The organism is Aeromonas sp. 159 (assembly GCF_963862045.1).
Taxonomy (GTDB): domain Bacteria; phylum Pseudomonadota; class Gammaproteobacteria; order Enterobacterales; family Aeromonadaceae; genus Aeromonas; species Aeromonas veronii.
Genome location: NZ_CAWLMI010000002.1, coordinates 11689 through 31633 on the forward strand (window position 1 = coordinate 11689; position 19945 = coordinate 31633).

Here is a 19945-nt window from a genome sequence, read left to right on the forward strand (position 1 = left end):
ATGCCGCCCTTTTCTTGCATCAAGGATTACTCACCCTTGGCGGCTTTGAACGCTTCCATCATAGCATTGCTGAACACAACTTCTTCTTGCTGGTTCAGGTTATCGATAGCAACACGCTCATCAGCCTCGTCCTTAGCACGGACAGACAGGCTTACGGTGCGGTTTTTACGATCAACGCCCATGAATTTAGCTTCAACTTCGTCACCAACAGACAGCACCAGAGTGGCGTCTTCTACACGGTCACGAGCAGCGTCGGAGGCACGCAGGTAGCCTTCTACGCCATCAGCCAGTTCGATAACGGCACCTTTGGCATCAACCTCGGTAACCTTACCCTTCACGATAGCACCTTTCTTGTTGTCAGCCAGGTACTTGTTGAACGGGTCTTCTTCGATCTGCTTGACACCCAGGGAGATGCGCTCACGCTCCGGATCCACTTGCAGAACAACGGCCTCGATCTCGTCGCCTTTCTTGAATTCACGCACGGCTTCTTCGCCCTGGTTGTTCCAGGAGATGTCAGACAGGTGAACCAGGCCGTCGATGCCGCCATCCAGACCGATGAAGATACCGAAGTCAGTGATGGACTTGATCTTGCCGGAAACACGGTCGCCTTTGGCGTGAGTTTCGGCAAACAGCTGCCACGGGTTGGATTTGCACTGCTTCAGACCCAGGGAGATACGACGACGCTCTTCGTCGATGTCCAGAACCATCACGTCAACCACGTCGCCAACGTTAACAACTTTGGACGGGTGGATGTTCTTGTTGGTCCAATCCATCTCGGATACGTGTACCAGGCCTTCAACGCCTTCTTCGATTTCAACGAAGCAGCCGTAGTCGGTCAGGTTGGTCACGCGGCCAGACAGACGGGTGGTCTCCGGGTAACGCTTGGCGATAGCAACCCAGGGATCTTCGCCCAGCTGCTTCAGACCCAGGGATACACGGGTACGCTCGCGGTCGAACTTCAGAACCTTGACAGCGATCTCGTCGCCAACGTTGACGATTTCGGAAGGATGCTTAACGCGCTTCCACGCCATGTCGGTGATGTGCAGCAGGCCGTCAACACCGCCCAGATCTACGAATGCACCGTAGTCGGTCAGGTTCTTGACGATACCCTTAACTTCTTGACCTTCTTGCAGGTTAGCCAGCAGGCTTTCGCGCTCGGAGGTGTTCTCGGTCTCGATCACGGCACGACGGGAAACAACAACGTTGTTGCGCTTCTGGTCCAGCTTGATGACTTTGAACTCGAGTTCTTTGTTTTCCAGGTGAGCGGTGTCACGGATCGGACGCACGTCAACCAGAGAACCCGGCAGGAAGGCACGGATGCCGTTCAGTTCAACGGTGAAACCACCCTTGACCTTGCCGTTGATGATACCGATAACGGTAGCTTGCTCTTCGTAAGCCTTCTCAAGCTGCAGCCAGGCTTCGTGGCGCTTGGCTTTTTCGCGGGACAGCTTGGTTTCGCCGAAACCATCTTCGATAGAGTCCAGAGCCACGTCAACGGTGTCGCCGACGTTGATTTCCAGCTCGCCCATGGCGTTCTTGAATTCTTCAGCCGGGATAGCGGACTCGGATTTCAGACCGGCGTCAACCAGTACAAAACCGTTCTCGATAGCAACGACAGTACCCTTGACGATGGAACCTTGACGGGTTTCAACGGCGTTCAGGGACTCTTCAAAGAGTTGAGCAAAAGATTCGATCATTGTTTATGTCACAAATGAAACATCCACTTGCAATCCGGCACAAGCGGGGCTGTTTTAAATAATCTGCGCCATCCTTGGTGCAGACGACCGGATGTCAGCTTGCGCTGGCATCACCAAGTTGTTGCTCTGCATAGGCGAGTACTGTTGCCAGCACTTCATCTATGGTCATGGCGGTAGAGTCTACCACCAGAGCATCTTCTGCCGGTTTCAGCGGTGCAGTAGCGCGATTTCTGTCGCGATCGTCACGTTCCCGAATCTCGGTTAAAAGACGCTCAAAGTTAACATCAAAGCCCTTATCTTGCAACTGCTTATAGCGACGCTGGGCCCGTTCTTCGGCACTGGCGTCGAGGAAAATCTTCACCTCGGCCTCGGGGAAAACAACTGTGCCCATGTCACGACCATCGGCAATCAGACCCGGGGCCTGACGAAAAGCACGCTGACGGCGCAACAATGCTTCGCGCACCCGGGGGAAGGCGGCGATTTTACTGGCAGCATTACCCACTTCTTCGGTGCGGATGGTGCGGGAGACATCTTCCCCTTCCAGGATCACCTTGACCAGATCGCCCTCAACCTGAAATTGCACATCCAGATTGGCAGCCAGTGGCACCAGTGAGGCTTCACTGTCCAGCTCTACATCGTGATGTAGGGCGGCCAGGGACAACACCCGATAGATGGCGCCCGAGTCCAGCAAGTGCCAACCCAGCTTCTCAGCAAGCAGCTGACACAAGGTGCCTTTACCTGCACCACTGGGGCCATCAATTGTCATTACGGGGGCCATCTGAGGCATAACTTCTCTCCTGCACTGTGTTGCTCCCATCCCGAAGGGGTGGGTTAATGGGCGCCGATTATACCCGAATGTGGTGAGCCTGGCAGTCATCAATCCGCACAAAGGGCCAAAACCCCGCCGGACAGCTGTGCTTGTATCTCATTTGGAGATTTCATTAAGCAATGCAGGGACTTGTTCTTATGGTCGTTCCTGACAAGGCGCGCTAAACTGGCCCCCTTTTTTGAGCCGTTAGTAGTAAGGAGCAACCTATGAGCAGCGTTACCCTCGTGGCCAAATCCAAATTGCCAACCCCTTGGGGCACCTTCACGCTGGTAGGTTTTCAGGAAACCGGCACAGGCAAAGACCACGCCGCACTGGTGATGGGCGACATTACCGGTGACGAGCCCGTGCTGGGCCGGATCCACTCAGAGTGCCTGACCGGCGATGCCCTGTTCAGCCTGCGTTGTGACTGCGGTTTCCAGTTGCAGGCGGCCATGGAGAATATCGCCAAAGCCGGTCGTGGCGTGTTGCTGTATGTGCGTCAAGAGGGCCGTGGCATCGGCTTGCTCAACAAGATCCGCGCCTATCACCTGCAGGATCAGGGGGCCGATACCGTGGAGGCCAACGTAGCCCTTGGTTTCGCCGCCGACATGCGCGATTACACCATCTGCGCCGATATGCTCAAGCAGCTTGAGGTCAAGTCTCTCAAACTGATGACCAACAACCCGCGCAAGATGAAAGCGATGGAATCCTTCGGTATTCCGGTGGCCGAACGGGTACCGTTGCAGGAAGGACGCAATCCCCACAACGAGTTCTATCTGTCGACCAAGGCCAACAAGCTTGATCATATGCTGAAGAAGTGAGCCTGCATTGACGAATACCAGATAGTCAAACGCCTCTCAATCGGAGGCGTTTTTCTTGGGACGACCACACATCAACCCAAGCTATCTAAGTGGTACGATCAAATTGGCCAGCAGAGCTTCAAGCTCTTCGCCAGTGCGGGCAGCACAGTATTGTTCGACCCGCTCGCGGGTCAATTGCGGCGCGAGACGTTCAATCAGATCGTAGAGATAGCCGCATAAAAACGCCCCTCTGCGCAACCCGATAGCGGCCACACCGCCTGGTAGCCAGGGCGCCGTTTTGAGCACCAGATCGCCATCGCGCTGGGGCTCCCAGGCAAAAGTTGCCATCACCCCGATGCCCATTCCTTGTCTGACATAGGTCTTGAGCACATCGCTGTCGCTCGCACAGCAGGCGATCCGGCTCTCGGCATGAGCACAATCAGTGCCATGTGCAGCAGAGAGCGCCCTTCCATCGGTCACCAATGCAAACTCCACCAGCTCGGCCGGGGTCAGCGATGTTGCTTTGGCCAACGGATGATCCTTGGGCAGCACCAAGCCCCGTTGCCACTGAAAAGAGGGGAGCATGAGCAGCTCGCTCCCCTCCTCCGGTTCATCGGCAAGCAGCAGATCGGCAGCGCCATCATGCACGGCTGCGCGGCACTGCGTCGCACTCCCCTGCATCACAGTTACGGCAACTTTGGGAAAGCGGGCCATAAAACCCTTGAGGATGGCGGGCAGAATATAACGGGCTTGCAGATGAGTAGCCGCAATGGTGAGGGTTCCCTGCTCCGGATGCACATGCTGCCTGGCCATCACTTTGATGGTGGCGACCTTGTCCAGCACCTCGGCGGCCACTTTGATCACATCCCGACCGATGGGGGTGATCTGGGTCAGGTGTTTACCGCTGCGCTCGAAGATCTGGATCCCCAGCTCATCCTCCAGCATCCGCACTTGTTTGCTGATCCCGGGCTGGGAGGTAAAGAGGCTCTCGGCGGTGGCCGACAGATTCAGCCTGTGGTTCGCCACCTCGACGATATAGCGCAATTGCTGCAATTTCATGGTGTAGCCCTCAAGCGAACCCACCGTTAATAGTAACAAACTTTCAGCAATGACCCGCCGCCATCAGGCCGGGCGATCCTTGAGTAGGAAATCGCGCAAGGCACGGTTGGCCATAGAGAGCGGATCACCACGCCGCCACGCCACACAGAGGTCTAGGTAGATGGGCGGGTCGAAGGGTACACCACTCAGATCCGGCTCCTCTTCCAGCACCATGCGCAAGAAGGTGGTCACCGCAAAGCCTTGCCGCACCACCGCCTTGAGCAGAGGGATAAGATTGCTCTCGAAGGCGATATCGGGTTCAACGCCCAGGCTCTGGGCCAGCGCCTCCATATGCTCCCGGTGGTAAAAACCACGGCGAAATAGCGCCAGCTCCTGAGCGAAAAACTGCGAGAGGGTGACGGCCGATGCGCCACGCAAGGGGTGATCGTCCCCCACCACCATCAACATCTCTTCGCTCAGCAGATGTGCCCCCTCGATGGCAGGGGGGAGATCACTAGTGATGAGAATGGCCAGATCGAGGGAGCCATCCACCATCCGGCTGAGCAGCTCGCGGGTACCGGCCTCTTCGACCCGGATCTTGAGGCCGGGGTAGCGGTGCTTGAAGGCCATCAGACGAGGGGGGAAATAGTAGGAGCCCATCATGTAGGGGATCCCGATCCGCACTTCCCCCCGCTCCAGCCCCTTGAGCTCGGCCATCTCGGCCTCGGCCTGATGCATCTGCAGCAACAGACGCTCGGCATGGCGACAGAGCACCTCTCCCTCAGGGGTGAGCCGTACCGCCCGGTCCTGTCGATCAAACAGCCGCAATTCGAGCTGCTGCTCCAGCTTGGCGATGGCCATGCTGATGGCCGGTTGTGCCACATGCAGACTGTTAGCTGCCTTGGTAAATGAGCCGGCATCCCTGACCGCCAGCAGATAGGTGAGCTGTTTCAGATCCATGTATCAATTCATCTTATGGGATAGATAACTTAAATATATTATATTTATAACCGCAAGGACTCTACCCTGACCAAAAGTAGTCAGGACAATACGCAATGATTGAAGTTGGAAGTCGCGAGTGGATACGTGCAACCCTGGCCCTCAGCCTGGGCTCTTTTCTGGTGTTTCTGAACCTCTACCAGACCCATCCCCTGTTACCCCTGATTGCCGAGGTCTTCTCGGTCAACTCCCTCTCGGCCAGCTGGACCCTGGCAGGATGCACTGCAGGCCTCGCCGCCTCCCTGCTGATCTGCGCCAGACTGGCGGATCGCCATGGCCGTCGGCAGGTCATGCTGGGTACCCTCACCCTGGCGGTCCTGCTCTCACTGTTAATCCCGCTGGTTGAGCAGTTTGGCACCCTGCTGCTGCTACGCATCCTGCAGGGCGCGCTGCTGGCAGGACTGCCCGCGACCGCGATTGCCTATATGGGGGAAGAGTTCAGCAAACGGGCGCTGCTCTCGGCGGTGGGGGTCTATATTGCCGCCAACTCCCTCGGTGGCATTGCCGGTCGAGTGGTCGGCGGTCTGTTGGCGGGCTGGTTTGGCGACTGGCAGCATACCTTTCTGGGGATCGGTGTAATCAGCCTGTTACTGCTGCCGCTGGTCTTCTGGCTGCTGCCCCATCAGACCCGCTTTGTGGCGAGCGCCCCCGTTCGCGGCCAATTTGCCCGCGCCTTGCAACAACACCTGACCAATCCCTTGCTGGTAGGGGCTTACCTTATCGGCGGGCTCAACTTTATGGTGTTTCTGAACCAGTTCAGTTATCTCACCTTCTTGCTGGCCAAGCCCCCCTTCTCCCTGCCCACCCAGTGGCTCGGCATGCTGTTTCTCACCTATCTCTCAGGGACGGTGGCCTCCTCTCTGAGCGGCCGATTTGCCAATCGCTGGGGGGCACAACGCATGCTGCTGGTCGGGATCGCCCTGATGGCCCTCGGCAGTCTGTGGCTGCTGCAAGCTAGCCTGCCCGGGATCCTGAGTGGCTTGCTGATCTCCAGCTTCGGCTTTTTCCTGGCACACGCCTGCGCCAGTGCCTGGGTCGGTCATCATGTCGAACACAACCGCGCCCTCGCCTCCTCCCTCTATCTGGTGGCCTACTATCTGGGAGCCAGTCTGGGGGGACTTTACCTGCACCCCTTCTGGGAGCAGGGTGAGCTAGGCGGTCTGGTCATGGGGATTGAACTGGTCCTCATCCTGACGGCGGGCTTGAGCCTCTGGCTCGGCCGTCTCAAGCAGCGAAGCCAATCGCCACTGCCCGCCCAGCAACCCCACCGACACGGGTAACGGGCTCAGCGCAAACAGGGTCACCCACGAGCAGATGGCGCTCTCGCAACCCAGCACCGCCAGATAACAAAAGGGGTCACACCGGTGACCCCTTTTGCTGCGTTATTCAAGAGCCTGTCAGGCTCGCACCGCATTGAGCGCAGGATCACTCCTGATCGAAATAATCCGCAGGCACCGCGACCACAGCACCGGTCGCCACCTCTTCGGCGATCACCTCAGCCAGCGGGCGCAGATGAAACTTGATCTGGCCGGAAGGCAACATCAGGCCAATATCGGGGTTGCGGGTATCCTGCATGTTGCCGGTTTTGAATGGCAGCTCGGGATAGCACGCTACCAGATCTTGCAGTGAAGTGACCACCAGCTCGATATGTTCCAGCCCCGCCTGATGGACGCGACCCGGTTTCGGTGCAGCCAGCTCGATACAGGGTACCTGTACCTCACCAGCCAACAGCGGCTGATGCAACTGATAAGTGGCGATGGGACGTCCGCCAATCATACCCTCCACCAGCAAGGTACCTGCCTCAGCCAGCACAGCACATAGCGCGCGGTACTCCTGCAGGGTAGCCGCCCGATAACAGAGGTGATCGACCGTTGGCCGGGAAATTGTGACGCCACTGGCGGCCAGTTCGGCCAACAGCTGAGAAACAAATGGGGCCATTGGCCCCAGTGTGGAATCGAGTGGGTGGGACATGCTTACCATTTCTTCTTGGGTTGAAACAGGACATCAAGCTCGTCGGCTTCCTTGTCCTTGATGTTTTGCAGATCCTGCGCGCTGTTTTGCTGCTGCAGCTCTTCAAGCTCCTTGAGCCCCTGACGCATATCTTCTTCACGGGCCAGCAGATAGGGATCCTTGTCGCCCACGCTCGCCATGGCCGACAGACCCTTGGTATAGAGCTGGCGGCATGTACCATATTGGCCCTGAATGCGGGCATCCATCGCCCGCTTGACCAGATTGGAGATATTGATCTTGAGCTGCATCAGCTCGAGGCGGCGCTCTTCCTGGGCAAACCCTTGCGGGTCAATCTTGCCCTTGTTGTGCTCGACCCGCAGCACGGCCCGCATCTTCTTGACCAGCTGCAGCATCTGGATCGCCTGACGATCGGACTCCGGGGTCTTGAACTGCCCCTCATCCTGAACGCTGTAGTTCTCCTGCACATTCTTGATCTGGGTCTGCACATCGACGATGCGCTGCTTGATTTGATTATTCGGCATCACCTGGGCGATGGCGCGATAGGCATCGAGGATCCGGTGCTGCAACAGCAACACCATGTTCTTGGAGAAAGGCACCAGATTGACGTTCAGCAACACCTCTTCGGTCTCGTCAGCCACCGTCTTGTGTCTGGCAACGGCGTGACGCTTGTCCGCCTCTGCCTTCTGCTTATATTGCTGCACCACGTTATAGGCGATAACCAAAAACAGGAGTGCGCCAATAGACAGCAATACCAAAGTTAAAATCATAGGATGTCCAAACCCCTGTTCCTATCCAATTGCGTGATCCTACAACAGCTTACCCACTTAAGGTAGCCTGCAGATCCCCCCTTGCCCACGATTTGTCACCAAGCTGTGCCCCCGGTCTCAGGGAGAGATTGCAGGATCAGGGGATGATGACCATGACGGTCACCTCCCCATAGTATCGCCCATCAGCGCTATTACTTGAGGTTAAAGCCCCGCGATTGCAGGAATCCCAGCATGAAAGGGCGGGACTCCTTGCCCAGAATGGCGCGGATCTGACCGCTCCAGGTCTGCTGTTTGTTGTTGCTGCTGCGGGCCTGATAGTAGTCCGCGATCTGCTGATCGTACCGGGCCAGCAGGTCGCGATCCAGCTCGTGCTGGTAGCGCTCCTGATGCACCACCAATCCCCTGGGCAGACGGGGTTTCTGCTCCGGCTGCTGGGCAGGATGACCAAGGCAGAGGCCAAACAGCGGGATCACCTGATGGGGTAAGCCGAGCAGTTCGCTCACCTCGGCCGGATGGTTGCGAATGCCGCCGATATAGACCCCGCCCAGCCCCAGCGACTGCGCCGCCAGCAAGGCGTTTTGCGCCATCAGGGCACCGTCGATGGCTCCGATCAGCAACTGCTCCGCATAGCCGGTCTGGGCCTCGGGCACGATCTGGATGTGACGGTGGTAATCGGCGCAGAACACCAGAAACTCGGCCGCCTGCACCACATAGGGTTGATTGCCCGCCAGCATGGCCAACTGCTGACGCGCCTCGGGCTCGCAGACTCGCACAATACTGGTCACCTGCAAAAAGCTCGAGGTTGAGGCGGACTGGGCGGCGGCGAGGATGGCATCCAGCTGCTGCGGGGCGATCGGCTCGGCACTAAACTGACGAATGGAGCGATGGGAAAGGATAAGATCGATGGTCTGATTCATGGCACCTCCAAAATGAGGTAACACCATAGCGAAAAAAACGAGGGAGCCCAAGGCTCCCTCGCACACCCAGCTTAAGGGGCCGGATAGACGTAAGGGGCTTGCAACCCGAGCGGGAAGCCGAGCGCCCAGTAGAGCAGCAGGAAAATCGTCCAGCTCACCAGGAAGGCCAGTGAGTAGGGCAACATCATGGAGACCAGAGTACCGATCCCGGTGCTCTTCACATACTGCTGGCAATAGACCACCACCAGCGGGAAGAAGACCATCAGCGGGGTAATGATGTTGGAAGCGGAATCCCCGACCCGATAGGCCGCCTGGGTCAGCTCGGGGGAGATCCCCACCGCCATCAGCATGGGTACCAGGATCGGGCTGATCAGCGCCCACTTGGCGGAGGCCGAGCCGACTACCAGATTGACGCTGGCGGTGAGCAGGATCATCCCGACGATAGTCACCTCACCTGGCAGCGCCAGCGCATGGAGCACTTCGGCACCGGAGAGGGCCAGCAGGGTGCCCAGATTGGAGTCACCAAACGCCTTGATAAAGAGCGCGCAGAAGAAGGCCATCACCATGTAGGAGCCCATCTTGTTCATGGTGGCCGACATGGCATCGATCACATCCTTGCCACTCTTGAAGCTGCCTGCGACAAAGCCGTAGACAATCCCGGGCAGGATAAAGAGCAGGAAGATGAGCGGCACAATGGACTTCATCACCGGCGCGGCGAAGGTAGTCAGGGAGCCATCGGCAGCACGCAGCGGTGAATCGCTCGGGGAGAGCGCCAGCGCCAGCAGCACGATAGCCGCCAGCATGGCAAACCCGGCCCAGTTGAAGGCCCGGCTCTCTTGCGCGCTGTAGCGCCCCATCTCGTCGGCACTCTCCAGATCCTCGTTGAGCGCCACGTGCTTGAGGCGCGGCTCCACCACCTTTTCGGTGATGAACCAGCCGACGCAGATGATCAGCAACGAAGAGGCACCGGTAAAGATGATGTTGCACAGGGTGTTGACCATGTAGTCAGGATCGAGCAACTGAGCGGCGGACTGGGTAAAGCCCTGCAGCAGCGCATCCCCGCCGGAGGGCAGGAAGTTGGCGGCAAAACCGCCGGAAACACCGGCAAAGGCAGCGGCGATCCCCGCCAGCGGATGGCGTCCGGCAGCGTGGAAGATGATGCCACCGATGGGGATCACCAGCACATAACCCGCATCTGCGGCGGTGTGGCTGACGATCGCTACCAGGATCAGCATGGGAGTGAGAAAACGGGCAGGCGTCACTTTCAGCAACTTTTTCAGACCGGTATTGATAAAACCGGACTGCTCGGCCACCCCTACCCCCAGCATGGCCACCAGCACGATCCCCAGCGGGGCAAAGCCGGTAAAGGTCGTGACCATGGTAGAGAGGAACTCGGCCAGACCGGCACCGGTCAGCAGGTTGTTGACCACTACCGCCTCCCCGGTACGGGGGTTGACCAGATCAAACTGGAATTGTGACAACACCCAGGAGCCGACCCAGACGATCAGCAAGGCGTAGAGGAACAGCATGGCGGGGTCGGGTAATTTGTTCCCGGCTTTCTCGACGCCATTGAGGAAACGGTTCAGCCAACCTTTGGGAGGGCTGGCCGGACGGTCATTGACAGCAGCATGACTCATTATTGCGATACTCCTTTCCCTAGAAACGAGGTCGCATGCTAGCAATTCCAGTCAATCCGTCTCATGACCGATCGCAAAAGAATGATTAATTTTGATTAAATATTGCGGAATAAAATCCCAAGTTGTGGCCTAACGCACACTTGTTACTCTGCCATCACGGCATCTAGCAGTGGATAACGCCCGACCTGGCAATCCACCACAAAACCGCTCGCCTCGACTTGCGCCACTGTAAGCGGCTTGCTGAACAGATATCCCTGGAACACATGGCACCCCTGGGTCTGCAGTGCGGCCAGCTCGTGAGGCTCCTCCACCCCTTCGGCCATGATCCCCAACCCCAGATTGGTGGCCATGGCCGCAGTCGCCCGGATCACCGGCAAGTTGAGGCCGACCACGAAGGAGCGATCCAGCTTGATGTTGTTGATCGGCAACCGGTTGAGATAGGCCAGCGAGGAGTAGCCGGTACCGAAATCATCGATGGCAATCTTGATCCCCTGCTCGCTCAAATCATCGAGAATGCCGAGGCACCCCTTCATATCGAGCATCAGCACGGTTTCGGTCAGCTCCAGCGTCAACAGGGAGGCATCCACCCCGTGCAGCTCCAGCTGCTGGCGAACTTGCCCGGGCAGCGCCGACGAGAGCTGGAAACCGGAGAGGTTGACGGAGACCGGCACTCGCTGATGGAAGCGCTTCTGCCAGCTGGCTACCTGTGCCAGCGCGGTGGAGAGCACCCAGCTGCCGATCTCGCGGATCAGCCCCATCTCTTCGGCCAGCGGGATAAATTCCACCGGCGAGACATGGCCGAGCACCGGGTTGTACCAGCGCAGCAGCGCCTCGTAACCAATCAGACGCCGTTTGGCGGCATCGACCTGCGGCTGGTAACAGAGGCTCAGCTCCTGACGGCCGATGGCCTTGGCCAGAAACTGTTTGAGATTGAGCTTGCGCTGCAGGGTCTGTTGCATGCTGGGGGTGAAACGCTGCCAGCGCAGCCGCCCCATCTGCTTGGCCTGATACATGGCCATGTCGGCACGGGTGATGAGGTTGTCCCCGTCATCCGCATCATCGGGATAAATGGCGATACCGATACTGCCGCCGATGGTCACCTCCGGCAGCCCGCTCAGTTGCAGCGGCTTGGTCATCTGGGAGAGCATCTGATCGGCCACCTCTTGCGCCCGATCCCCCTGATTGCCCAGCGGCACCAGTGCTGTGAATTCATCGCCACCGAGGCGAGCCAACTCCACATCCCGCGGGCAAATCTGTTTGAGGCGACCGGCGACCCGCTCCAGCAGGCGATCTCCCGCCTTGTGGCCGTAGTTGTCGTTGACCAGCTTGAAGTTGTCCAGATCCATGAACACCAGCGCGAAACGCTCCCCCAGCCCGCAATAGGCCTCGAGGGATTTCATCAAGCCATACCGATTGAGCAGGCCGGTCAGGGAGTCGTGCCAGGCGAGGTGGCGATGCTCCAGCTCTTCGAGTTTGCGATCGGTAATATCCCGCATGGTGAGCAAAATGCGGGCCCCCTGCTGGATATAGCGGAACTGATACTGGAACCAGCGCATCCCCTTGAGGGTACGGCACTCCCCCTCGGTCACCACTTCATCGAGACGGGAGAGCTTCTGGTAGAAGCTGTCATCATTGCCGGAGAAAACCTGGGAGAGCTTGGCGATCTGGTGGCCGAAACACATTTCGAAGTGATAGTTGCCACTCTCGAACACACCATGGCTATCGAACAGGCAGGCAAGGGTATCGCCGGTTGCCAGCGAGGACTCCTGATAGAGGGTATCGGAGTCGAGCACCGCTTCGGTCATCATCATCAGCCGGCCAGCCAGTTGAATACCGGAGAGGCGCAGATAGATCTGCTTCTTGACCCCCTTTGGGGAGAGGGTCCACCACTCGTTGTAACTGCGCCCCTGCTGAAAATCACCCAGATAGCGCTGTAGCAGCAGATCGATGGCGGTTGCCATATCGGCAGAGAAGTCGCGGGAGCAGAGTTCGTCGAGAGACGTCGCCTCCCACACGGAGAGCGCGGCGCTGTTTGCCCAGAAAATATGGTGATGCTCGATGTCATAAACCCAGATCGGGGTATGCAGAACATCCATCGTCTTCAGTAACCGTTCGTCAAGCGTATTCATCTGGTCAAGGTCATTCATGCTGGATGGTCACTGGTTAACCGGAAAACAGATCTGGCAAACCGCTAGCTGCAGAATGCAAGGTGCAAATACCTCTCGGCCATTATCCCTTTTCACATAGCCAAGAGCGGACAAAACTATTTCAGATATCAACAACAGGGCAGCCTGTACGGCAATACTACAAAGGACTCAGCCAAGGACCCTGTTAATCCAAGCAAATCATATAGTCGATTTTTAACTTTTTTCCCCAGTAAAAACAAGCACTAAGAGCTATCCACTCGAGACCTTGAAAGAGCAATTGCATATTTGCTGCGATAAATTTGTTATTAACATTTAAATCAATGGCGGAAATAGCCATCACTCTCTGTCACAAAGCTTCCATTAATTAACCAAGCGGATGGATAAACAGCCAAAAAAACGCCAAAACGGACAAAAATAGTTCACTAAGGCGGAATTGATATACCCCAATTTCATTTTTCAACAGGCAATGAGCAAAACCCGAATATATGATCTGCATCACATTGGCTGTGGATGGCAAACCACCCCAACTGAGCACGCAGAGCAACCCGGCGCCCTTCCATCAGGTTGCAATATCGGCCTTCGCTCGCGGTTATAGCGGAATCAATCAGGGAATATGGCAAACATCACTGCCGTAGTACCATTTGGCATCATGCCGAAATAATCACCAGCGTGGGGAAACTGAGATGACGGGCGGGTGGATAACTGGTATCAACAGAAATCGAATCCAGATCAATTAAACGCTGAATTACCCTTGCCAACCCGGAACGCTCTTTTTATGGTTGCTCCCTTGTTACACCCAGAACAGCGTTTATGAAGCACATCGAAGAGTTCTACCTGTTCGTCAAGGTGGTGCAAGAGGGAGGATTCTCCCACGCTGCAGCCGCACTGGGCATGCCAACAGGCACCATCAGTCGACGCATTTCCCAGCTGGAAGAGCAACTGGGTTGCTCCCTGCTACATCGCTCTACCCGCAAGCTCCGCCTTACCGATGATGGCCTCAGATACTACGAACGTCTCTGCACGCCACTCGCGCAAATCGAGCAGGCCACCAGCGAGATCCAGGGTCAAGAGGCCGATATCACCGGGCTTATCCGGATAGCTGCGCCCATCGCACTCTCCAACACCATCCTCATCGATATGCTGGCCGAATTCGGGCTGCACTATCCCGAGGTACAGTTCGATATCACCCAGACCAATGATCACCAGCACCTGTTCGACAATGATCGGGATCTGGTGTTCTTCAACGGTGAGCTGCCCCAGTCGCTGCCAAATGCGATCTGTCTCGGCCATATCGAGTACGGCCTGTTTGCCTCACCACTCTATTTGACCAAAAAGGGCACCCCCTCCCATCCCAACCAGCTGGAAGAGCACGATCTCATCTACTGCTGGCCTCACCAGCACTGGCAGCTGACCGACAAGGATGGCCAGAGCGTCTGCATCAAACGCAGCGCCAAACTGACCGTCAACCAGACCCAGGCCGCGGTACGCGCAGCCCGGCGTCATCTGGGGATCGTCAACGCCCCGCTGCACTATCTGAGCAGCTTCCTCCATGACGAGCAGCTGGTGCCGGTACTGACCGACTGGCAAACCGGCAATCGCCCCTTCTACATGTTGTGTTGCCAGCACCAGTTCGCTCCGTTGCGTGTTAAGATGTTCGTTGAATTTGTTGAAAAATACTCAGCACGCTATCGCAATCGGCAGTGGGACAACCAATTTTCACAAGGTGATAGCCTCACCCATTGCATCTGACCGTTAGCGGGCCACACTTATAGCATCCCTTGCCAACAGAGCCTGCCTAACGCCATGAATGTATTGATATGTGATGACTCCGGGTTCGCCCGCAAACAGCTGGCGCGGGCGCTCCCGGCCGACTGGAAAGTAGATTTGCACTACGCAGCCAATGGTCTCGAAGGGATCGAACAGGTGCTGATGGGTCATGGCGATCTCATCTTCCTCGATCTGACCATGCCGGAAATGGACGGTTACGGCGTGCTGGAGACCCTCCAACGGGAGGGTCTGCGCAACAAGGTGATCGTGGTCTCCGGGGATATCCAGCCAGAGGCCTATCAACGGGTCATGGGGCTGGGTGCGCTCGATTTCATCAAGAAACCCGCGGCCCCCGAGACCCTGCTAGCCCTGCTCAAAAAGCATGGTTTCTGGAGTGCCGCCCCGAGCGGTCAACCAAGCGCCCCCGAGCAGCTGACAAGCGGCGTGGTAGCCGATGCAGGCGTCAAGATCACCCCCGAAATCCGCGATGTCTATCAGGAGCTGGCCAACGTCTCCATGGGTCAGGCAGCCGACTTGCTGGCTCGTCTGCTCAACGCCTTCGTGGTACTGCCTATCCCCAACGTCAACGTGCTAGAGGTCTCCGAGCTGCACATGGCCCTCTCGGCGGCTGCGGATTCGGATACCCTCTCCGCCGTCTGTCAGGGGTTTATCGGTGCTGGGATCGCCGGTGAAGCGCTGATCCTGTTCCATGACTCCAGCTTCAAAGATTTGGCCAAGCTGATGAACCATCAGGGGACGCTGGATCGCACCGCCGAACTGGAGCTGTTGATGGATACCGCCAACGTGCTGATCGGCGCCTTCCTGCGCGGCTACGCCAACCAGCTCGACACCCCCTTCAGTCAGGGGCACCCGGTGGTGCTCGGCCAGCACAGACCCATCAACGAGCTGATCAACACCAACAAGAGTCGCTGGCGCCGTACCCTTGCCATCGAGATCAACTACCGGATCCAGGATTACGCGGTGCAGTGTGATCTGCTGCTGCTGTTTACCGAAGATTCCATCGCCACCATGAACAACAAAATCATGCACATGCTCTAGGAGTGACTATGGAAATCCGTGAATTTCATTGGCTGATGAACATAGTCCAGAACCTGGACGTAGGCCTGGTAGTGCTCGACAAGGAGTACAAGGTTCAGGTGTGGAACGGCTTTATGGAGAGCCACAGCGGCCGACTGGCCAGTGACGTGCGCGATGGCGTACTGTTCGAGCTCTTCCCCGATGTGGACAGAGCCTGGTTCGAACGCAAGGCCAACATGGTCTTCAAACTCAACAACCGCGCCTTCAGCACCTGGGAGCAGAAGCCCTATCTGCTGCGTTTCTCCAACTACCGCCCCATTACCGGCTCGGCCCCCCACATGTTCCAGAACCTGACCCTGGTGCCACTGGCCGATTTCGGCGGTCAGGTGACCCACATCGCGGTGATGATCTACGATGCCACCGATGAGGCCATGCTGATGAGCGGCCAGCGGCAGACTTGAGCTTGCAGCAAATAACAGAGGGCGCCGCGGCGCCCTCTGTTATTTCGGTATGAACAGGTCTTGGTATAACCTCTACTTGACCAGCCGTCTCAACGCGCTCCGAGATACTCGGTGAAGGCGTCGATCACCTCTTCAATATCGTCATCGTTGATTTGCAGATGGGTCACCAGCCGCAGCTCGCCGTAACCGGAGAAGAGGATCCCTCGCTCCTTCATAAAAGCGAGCAGAGGGGCCGATTCCCCCTCACGCAGCCGCAAGAACACCATATTGCTCTGCACCAGCGAGAGGTCGAGCTCGATGCCCGGCAGTGCAGCCAACCCTTCGGCCAGCCGTTTGGCACGGCGGTGATCATCGGCCAGGCGGGTCACATGCTGCTCGAGGGCAAACAGACCGGCTTGCGCCAGAATCCCCGCCTGACGCATGCCACCTCCCAGCATCTTGCGCAGGCGGCGCGCACGGGCGATGAAATCGTGGCTGCCCACCAGCAGCGAACCCACCGGTGCCCCCAACCCCTTGGAGAGACAAATCGAGATACTGTCAAACGGTGCAGCGATCACCTCGACCGGGGTCTCGCTGGCCACGGCGGCGTTAAAGAGCCGGGCGCCATCGAGATGAAGCTTCAAGCCGCGCTCGGCAACGAATGCCCCCATCTCCTGCAGATAGGAGAGCGGCAGCACCTTGCCGTTGTGGGTGTTCTCAAGGCAGATCAGGCGAGTCTGGACGAAGTGGGCATCATCAGGGGCCAGCGCAGCCTTGATATCATCGAATGCCAGCGTGCCATCGCGCTGCATCGGCAAGGGTTGCAGGGCTACGGAGCCCAGCACGGCACTCCCCTGCGCTTCATAGCGATAGATGTGAGCGGCGTTGCCGAGGATGGCCCCCTCACCGCGCTGACAGTGGCTCATCACCGCCAACAGATTGGACATGGTGCCGGACGGCACAAACAGCGCCGCCTGTTTGCCCAGCAATCTGGCCCCATGGGCCTCCAGCGCGTTGACGCCCGGATCTTCACCATAGACATCGTCACCCACTTCGGCGTGGAGCATGGCTTGACGCATGGCGTCAGTAGGCTGGGTGACGGTGTCACTTCGTAAATCGATATAGCGCATGAGATCCCTCCTGAAACAGGAGAGTGACGTTAGCCATGCGCCCCTCGCTTGGCAAGGGGCGCATGAGCAGAATGTGAAGCCAATAGACGTCCGTAGAACCCGCTGGCGGGATTTACCAAAGCAGCGGCTGAGCGTTGAGATCCAGTAGCTGGCCCGATTGAGTCAATGATAACCCCTTGATGAGATTGAGCAGTTTCACCGCCACCTCGGCAGGATCCTGCAATTGATCCGCGGGCAACTCGCTCAGAAAGGGGGTATTCATCGGGGAGTCCATCAAGCCGGGCGCAACGGCTACCACCCCTGCTTGCGGGAAACGCTGCGCCCACTCGAGGGCCAGCGTTTTCACCCCCATGTCGAGGGCCGCCTTGCTCATCCGATAGCTGTAACGCCCCCCCTCCAGATTGGAGGTGATGGAGCCCGCCAGATCAGAGATGGCACAGAGCCACAGCGGATGGTCATTGCCCATCAACCGACTGAAACGGGCAGCCAGCGCCAGTGTTGGCCAGGCATTGGCCAGCAGGCTGTCGCACAGCCACTTGGGGTGCACCTCTTCGACCCGCCGCTCTGGCATAAAGCTGACATCGTGCAACAGGCCGATGGTGTTGATCACCACAGTGGGAAGCGGATCGGTGTCGTAGAGGGTAAACAGGGCGTCGAACGAGATGGCGTCCACCTCTTGCAGCGGGAAGAAGGCCCCCATCTCGATCCCTTTTGGATAGGTGCGCCCGGCAAGCAGGAAGGACTCCCCCCTTGCCATCAGCTCTCTTGCCAGCGCCGAGCCCAGCGCACCACTTCCGAGGATCAAGTAGCTCATCGCCCATTCCATGGAGAGTTATCTTGCTTAGAGCGTATCAGAATAATCAACCGGCCGTGACACGACCAAAGGGTAATATGCCCCTCCTCACGCTTCCCCCAGATGGCGACCAAACTCCCGCGCCAGCGCCAAGTCGAGAAAACCGTCAGCTTTCTTGTGGGTGCGCAAAAACTGGTAATAGGCGAGCAGGGTGACCAGTGCCTCCTCATCGGGCAGCCCCACCCCGGGTTGCTGCTCGCCCAGCAGTAGCTGCGCCGCTGCCAGCGCCTCCCTGTCTACCACTTCCGCCTGACGGTAGAGATAACCGCAGCCGGTTGCCAGCCACTCCAGCGAGCAGTTGGCCCCCATGGCGATCTGGTTGGCCCGCGCCAGACCAGGCTCGGCTCCCTTCAAATATTTGCGGATCAGCGCTTCACTGAGCCCCACCTTGCGGGCAAACGCGCTCACGCTCATCTCCCCGATCAGGCTCTGCAAGCGCTCGGCAAATCCTTCCATCCAACTCTCTCTCCTACTCTGCGATCAGAACCAAAGTTCGAATCATGCCACTGCCCATTATTGCTTTGCCAGCCACATGAGGCCAAGATGCCCGCAGTCATCTATGTTGCACATCGTTTTCGCATCGTGTTTTTCAAGGAGTCAACCATGTCTGTATCCCGTGTCGCCCTGCATCCGCAAGGCCCCACCTTCTCTCGCCTCATCATGGGTTACTGGCGCCTGATGGAGTGGCAGCTCTCTCCGGCCGCTCTGCTCGATCTGATGAAATATCATCTGGATCTGGGGGTCACCACCATCGATCACGCCGATATCTATGGTGGCTACCAGTGCGAAGAGGCCTTTGGTCACGCCCTACGCCTCGAGCCTTCCCTGCGCAGCCGGATGGAGATTGTCACCAAGTGCGGTATCGCCCTCACCGCCAAGCCAGAGCATGCTCTCAACCACTACAACACAGGTAAGGACCATATCATCGCCAGCGCCGAGGCCTCGCTGCGCAAGCTCGGCACCGACCATCTGGACCTGCTGCTGATCCACCGCCCGGATCCCCTGATGAACGCAGATGAAGTGGCCGATGCCTTTATCACCCTGAAACAGGCGGGCAAGATCAAGCACGCCGGGGTATCCAACTTCACCGCCCGTCAGTTCGAGCTACTGCAATCGCGCCTCCCCTTCCCGCTGGTCACCAACCAGCTGGAGATCTCGCCGCTTCATCAGGAAGGGACCCTCGATGGTACCCTGGATCAGTGCCAGCAGCTTGGCATCAAGCCGATGGCCTGGTCATGTCTCGGCGGCGGCCGACTGTTCAGCGATGACGCCTATGCCCCGCTGCGTGCCGAACTGGAGCAGATCCGTCAGGAAGTGGGCGCCCAGACTATCGAGCAGGTGGTCTACGCCTGGGTAATGATGCTGCCAAGCCAGCCGCTGCCCTTGATTGGCTCCGGCAAACGGGAGCGGATTGCTGCCGCCGTGGCCACCGAATCCATCGTCCTCAATCGCCAGCAGTGGTTCCGCATCCGCAAGGCGGCGCTCGGTTACGACGTCCCCTGATAACAGCAAAACGTCCAGAAACAAAAACGGCATGGGGGAAACCCATGCCGTTTTTTTATTGCCGAGGTACCTTAGCGGTGGCGCTGTTGCGGGCGACCACGGGGAGCATCTGTCTTCGGTTTGGCCTGGTTGACGGTGATGGTACGGCCACCGACTTCTGTGCCATGCAGACCAGCGATGGCCTTTTCGGCATCACCATTGACCGGCATTTCAATAAAACCAAACCCCTTTGACTGGCCGGTATCGCGGTCGATGATGATATCAACCTTGTCGACCTGTCCAAACTGGCTGAACAGGGTTTTCAGTTCGTCGGCCGTCATCCGGTACGACAGATTTCCTACGTAAATCTTCATGCCATCCACTCTCGATTCAAGGTGCCTTCTCTATGCAATTCCCAGCATAACGGTAAGGGCACAACCCCTATGCCGGACCT

Annotated in this window: 19 protein-coding genes; 6 read left to right on the top strand and 13 right to left on the bottom strand. The window is 57.9% G+C overall.

Annotated features, from left to right (window positions below):
• Window positions 1-26: 26 nt before the first annotated feature.
• Together rpsA and cmk are read right to left on the bottom strand one after the other, a co-directional pair.
• Window positions 27-1697 (bottom strand): 30S ribosomal protein S1, encoded by a 1671-nt coding sequence (rpsA, locus tag AACR14_RS00250; protein ID WP_005337148.1) that lies wholly within the window; start codon window positions 1695-1697, stop codon window positions 27-29.
• 94 nt (window positions 1698-1791) lie between these two features.
• Window positions 1792-2484 (bottom strand): (d)CMP kinase, encoded by a 693-nt coding sequence (gene cmk / locus AACR14_RS00255; protein WP_019444698.1) that lies wholly within the window; start codon window positions 2482-2484, stop codon window positions 1792-1794.
• A 248-nt stretch (window positions 2485-2732) separates the two neighbouring features.
• On the opposite strand from cmk, the gene ribA reads away from it, so the two are divergent.
• A complete protein-coding gene (gene ribA / locus AACR14_RS00260; RefSeq protein WP_005351157.1) occupies window positions 2733-3326 on the top strand; it encodes a GTP cyclohydrolase II in 594 nt (197 codons plus the stop codon).
• 81 nt (window positions 3327-3407) lie between these two features.
• On the opposite strand, the gene AACR14_RS00265 is transcribed toward ribA, so the two are convergent.
• Together AACR14_RS00265 and AACR14_RS00270 are read right to left on the bottom strand one after the other, a co-directional pair.
• The gene (locus AACR14_RS00265; RefSeq protein WP_019444699.1) at window positions 3408-4364 is read right to left on the bottom strand and encodes a LysR substrate-binding domain-containing protein; all 957 of its coding nucleotides are present in this window, start codon (window positions 4362-4364) and stop codon (window positions 3408-3410) included.
• Window positions 4365-4427: 63 nt separating this feature from the next.
• A complete protein-coding gene (locus AACR14_RS00270; RefSeq protein WP_019444700.1) occupies window positions 4428-5303 on the bottom strand; it encodes a LysR family transcriptional regulator in 876 nt (291 codons plus the stop codon).
• A gap of 95 nt (window positions 5304-5398) precedes the next feature.
• Between AACR14_RS00270 and AACR14_RS00275 the strand changes: the two genes are divergently transcribed.
• Window positions 5399-6622, top strand: coding sequence for an MFS transporter (locus tag AACR14_RS00275; RefSeq protein WP_019444701.1), 1224 nt, complete (start codon window positions 5399-5401; stop codon window positions 6620-6622).
• A 145-nt stretch (window positions 6623-6767) separates the two neighbouring features.
• Here AACR14_RS00275 and AACR14_RS00280 read toward each other — a convergent pair whose 3' ends face one another.
• The 5 genes from AACR14_RS00280 to AACR14_RS00300 form a co-directional block, all read right to left on the bottom strand.
• Complete coding sequence (locus AACR14_RS00280) at window positions 6768-7322, bottom strand: VOC family protein (RefSeq protein ID WP_041201769.1); 555 nt, start codon at window positions 7320-7322, stop codon at window positions 6768-6770.
• On the bottom strand, window positions 7316-8080 hold the full coding sequence (locus tag AACR14_RS00285; RefSeq protein ID WP_005337161.1) for a hypothetical protein: 765 nt from the start codon (window positions 8078-8080) through the stop codon (window positions 7316-7318). Before AACR14_RS00285 ends, AACR14_RS00280 begins: the two co-directional genes overlap by 7 nt.
• Window positions 8081-8271: 191 nt before the next feature.
• The gene (nfsA, locus tag AACR14_RS00290) at window positions 8272-8997 is read right to left on the bottom strand and encodes an oxygen-insensitive NADPH nitroreductase (protein WP_019444703.1); all 726 of its coding nucleotides are present in this window, start codon (window positions 8995-8997) and stop codon (window positions 8272-8274) included.
• A 71-nt stretch (window positions 8998-9068) separates the two neighbouring features.
• On the bottom strand, window positions 9069-10634 hold the full coding sequence (locus AACR14_RS00295) for an AbgT family transporter (RefSeq protein WP_005351146.1): 1566 nt from the start codon (window positions 10632-10634) through the stop codon (window positions 9069-9071).
• A 143-nt stretch (window positions 10635-10777) separates the two neighbouring features.
• A complete protein-coding gene (locus AACR14_RS00300; protein WP_019444704.1) occupies window positions 10778-12730 on the bottom strand; it encodes a putative bifunctional diguanylate cyclase/phosphodiesterase in 1953 nt (650 codons plus the stop codon).
• Between the two features lie 861 nt (window positions 12731-13591).
• On the opposite strand from AACR14_RS00300, the gene AACR14_RS00305 reads away from it, so the two are divergent.
• From AACR14_RS00305 to AACR14_RS00315, 3 genes are read left to right on the top strand one after another with little or no spacing between them, the layout of a single operon-like run.
• The gene (locus AACR14_RS00305) at window positions 13592-14530 is read left to right on the top strand and encodes a LysR family transcriptional regulator (protein WP_005337171.1); all 939 of its coding nucleotides are present in this window, start codon (window positions 13592-13594) and stop codon (window positions 14528-14530) included.
• 54 nt (window positions 14531-14584) lie between these two features.
• Window positions 14585-15607 carry a response regulator gene (locus tag AACR14_RS00310; protein WP_019444706.1) on the top strand — a complete coding sequence of 341 codons (1023 nt, stop codon included), beginning with the start codon at window positions 14585-14587 and terminating at the stop codon, window positions 15605-15607.
• 8 nt (window positions 15608-15615) lie between these two features.
• A complete protein-coding gene (locus tag AACR14_RS00315; RefSeq protein WP_019444707.1) occupies window positions 15616-16047 on the top strand; it encodes a PAS domain-containing protein in 432 nt (143 codons plus the stop codon).
• A gap of 89 nt (window positions 16048-16136) precedes the next feature.
• Here AACR14_RS00315 and ltaE read toward each other — a convergent pair whose 3' ends face one another.
• The 3 genes from ltaE to AACR14_RS00330 form a co-directional block, all read right to left on the bottom strand.
• Window positions 16137-17156, bottom strand: coding sequence for a low-specificity L-threonine aldolase (ltaE, locus tag AACR14_RS00320; protein ID WP_019444708.1), 1020 nt, complete (start codon window positions 17154-17156; stop codon window positions 16137-16139).
• 112 nt (window positions 17157-17268) lie between these two features.
• Entirely contained in the window at window positions 17269-17970 is a 702-nt protein-coding gene (locus tag AACR14_RS00325) for a short-chain dehydrogenase (protein WP_019444709.1), read from the bottom strand.
• 87 nt (window positions 17971-18057) lie between these two features.
• Window positions 18058-18465 carry a helix-turn-helix domain-containing protein gene (locus AACR14_RS00330; protein WP_005351138.1) on the bottom strand — a complete coding sequence of 136 codons (408 nt, stop codon included), beginning with the start codon at window positions 18463-18465 and terminating at the stop codon, window positions 18058-18060.
• 147 nt (window positions 18466-18612) lie between these two features.
• Between AACR14_RS00330 and AACR14_RS00335 the strand changes: the two genes are divergently transcribed.
• On the top strand, window positions 18613-19512 hold the full coding sequence (locus tag AACR14_RS00335) for an aldo/keto reductase (RefSeq protein ID WP_026034846.1): 900 nt from the start codon (window positions 18613-18615) through the stop codon (window positions 19510-19512).
• 71 nt (window positions 19513-19583) lie between these two features.
• Here the strand turns inward: AACR14_RS00335 and AACR14_RS00340 are convergent, their stop codons facing one another.
• Entirely contained in the window at window positions 19584-19865 is a 282-nt protein-coding gene (locus AACR14_RS00340) for an RNA recognition motif domain-containing protein (RefSeq protein WP_005337180.1), read from the bottom strand.
• Window positions 19866-19945 lie beyond the last annotated feature (80 nt).

What these genes read in the sequence shown, in the direction of transcription:
- rpsA (WP_005337148.1), bottom strand. Translation starts at nt 1,697, where the DNA reads ATGATCGAATCTTTTGCTCAACTCTTTGAAGAGTCCCTGAACGCCGTT.
- cmk (WP_019444698.1), bottom strand. Translation starts at nt 2,484, where the DNA reads ATGCCTCAGATGGCCCCCGTAATGACAATTGATGGCCCCAGTGGTGCA.
- ribA (WP_005351157.1), top strand. Translation starts at nt 2,733, where the DNA reads ATGAGCAGCGTTACCCTCGTGGCCAAATCCAAATTGCCAACCCCTTGG.
- AACR14_RS00265 (WP_019444699.1), bottom strand. Translation starts at nt 4,364, where the DNA reads ATGAAATTGCAGCAATTGCGCTATATCGTCGAGGTGGCGAACCACAGG.
- AACR14_RS00270 (WP_019444700.1), bottom strand. Translation starts at nt 5,303, where the DNA reads ATGGATCTGAAACAGCTCACCTATCTGCTGGCGGTCAGGGATGCCGGC.
- AACR14_RS00275 (WP_019444701.1), top strand. Translation starts at nt 5,399, where the DNA reads ATGATTGAAGTTGGAAGTCGCGAGTGGATACGTGCAACCCTGGCCCTC.
- AACR14_RS00280 (WP_041201769.1), bottom strand. Translation starts at nt 7,322, where the DNA reads ATGGTAAGCATGTCCCACCCACTCGATTCCACACTGGGGCCAATGGCC.
- AACR14_RS00285 (WP_005337161.1), bottom strand. Translation starts at nt 8,080, where the DNA reads ATGATTTTAACTTTGGTATTGCTGTCTATTGGCGCACTCCTGTTTTTG.
- nfsA (WP_019444703.1), bottom strand. Translation starts at nt 8,997, where the DNA reads ATGAATCAGACCATCGATCTTATCCTTTCCCATCGCTCCATTCGTCAG.
- AACR14_RS00295 (WP_005351146.1), bottom strand. Translation starts at nt 10,634, where the DNA reads ATGAGTCATGCTGCTGTCAATGACCGTCCGGCCAGCCCTCCCAAAGGT.
- AACR14_RS00300 (WP_019444704.1), bottom strand. Translation starts at nt 12,730, where the DNA reads ATGGATGTTCTGCATACCCCGATCTGGGTTTATGACATCGAGCATCAC.
- AACR14_RS00305 (WP_005337171.1), top strand. Translation starts at nt 13,592, where the DNA reads ATGAAGCACATCGAAGAGTTCTACCTGTTCGTCAAGGTGGTGCAAGAG.
- AACR14_RS00310 (WP_019444706.1), top strand. Translation starts at nt 14,585, where the DNA reads ATGAATGTATTGATATGTGATGACTCCGGGTTCGCCCGCAAACAGCTG.
- AACR14_RS00315 (WP_019444707.1), top strand. Translation starts at nt 15,616, where the DNA reads ATGGAAATCCGTGAATTTCATTGGCTGATGAACATAGTCCAGAACCTG.
- ltaE (WP_019444708.1), bottom strand. Translation starts at nt 17,156, where the DNA reads ATGCGCTATATCGATTTACGAAGTGACACCGTCACCCAGCCTACTGAC.
- AACR14_RS00325 (WP_019444709.1), bottom strand. Translation starts at nt 17,970, where the DNA reads ATGAGCTACTTGATCCTCGGAAGTGGTGCGCTGGGCTCGGCGCTGGCA.
- AACR14_RS00330 (WP_005351138.1), bottom strand. Translation starts at nt 18,465, where the DNA reads ATGGAAGGATTTGCCGAGCGCTTGCAGAGCCTGATCGGGGAGATGAGC.
- AACR14_RS00335 (WP_026034846.1), top strand. Translation starts at nt 18,613, where the DNA reads ATGTCTGTATCCCGTGTCGCCCTGCATCCGCAAGGCCCCACCTTCTCT.
- AACR14_RS00340 (WP_005337180.1), bottom strand. Translation starts at nt 19,865, where the DNA reads ATGAAGATTTACGTAGGAAATCTGTCGTACCGGATGACGGCCGACGAA.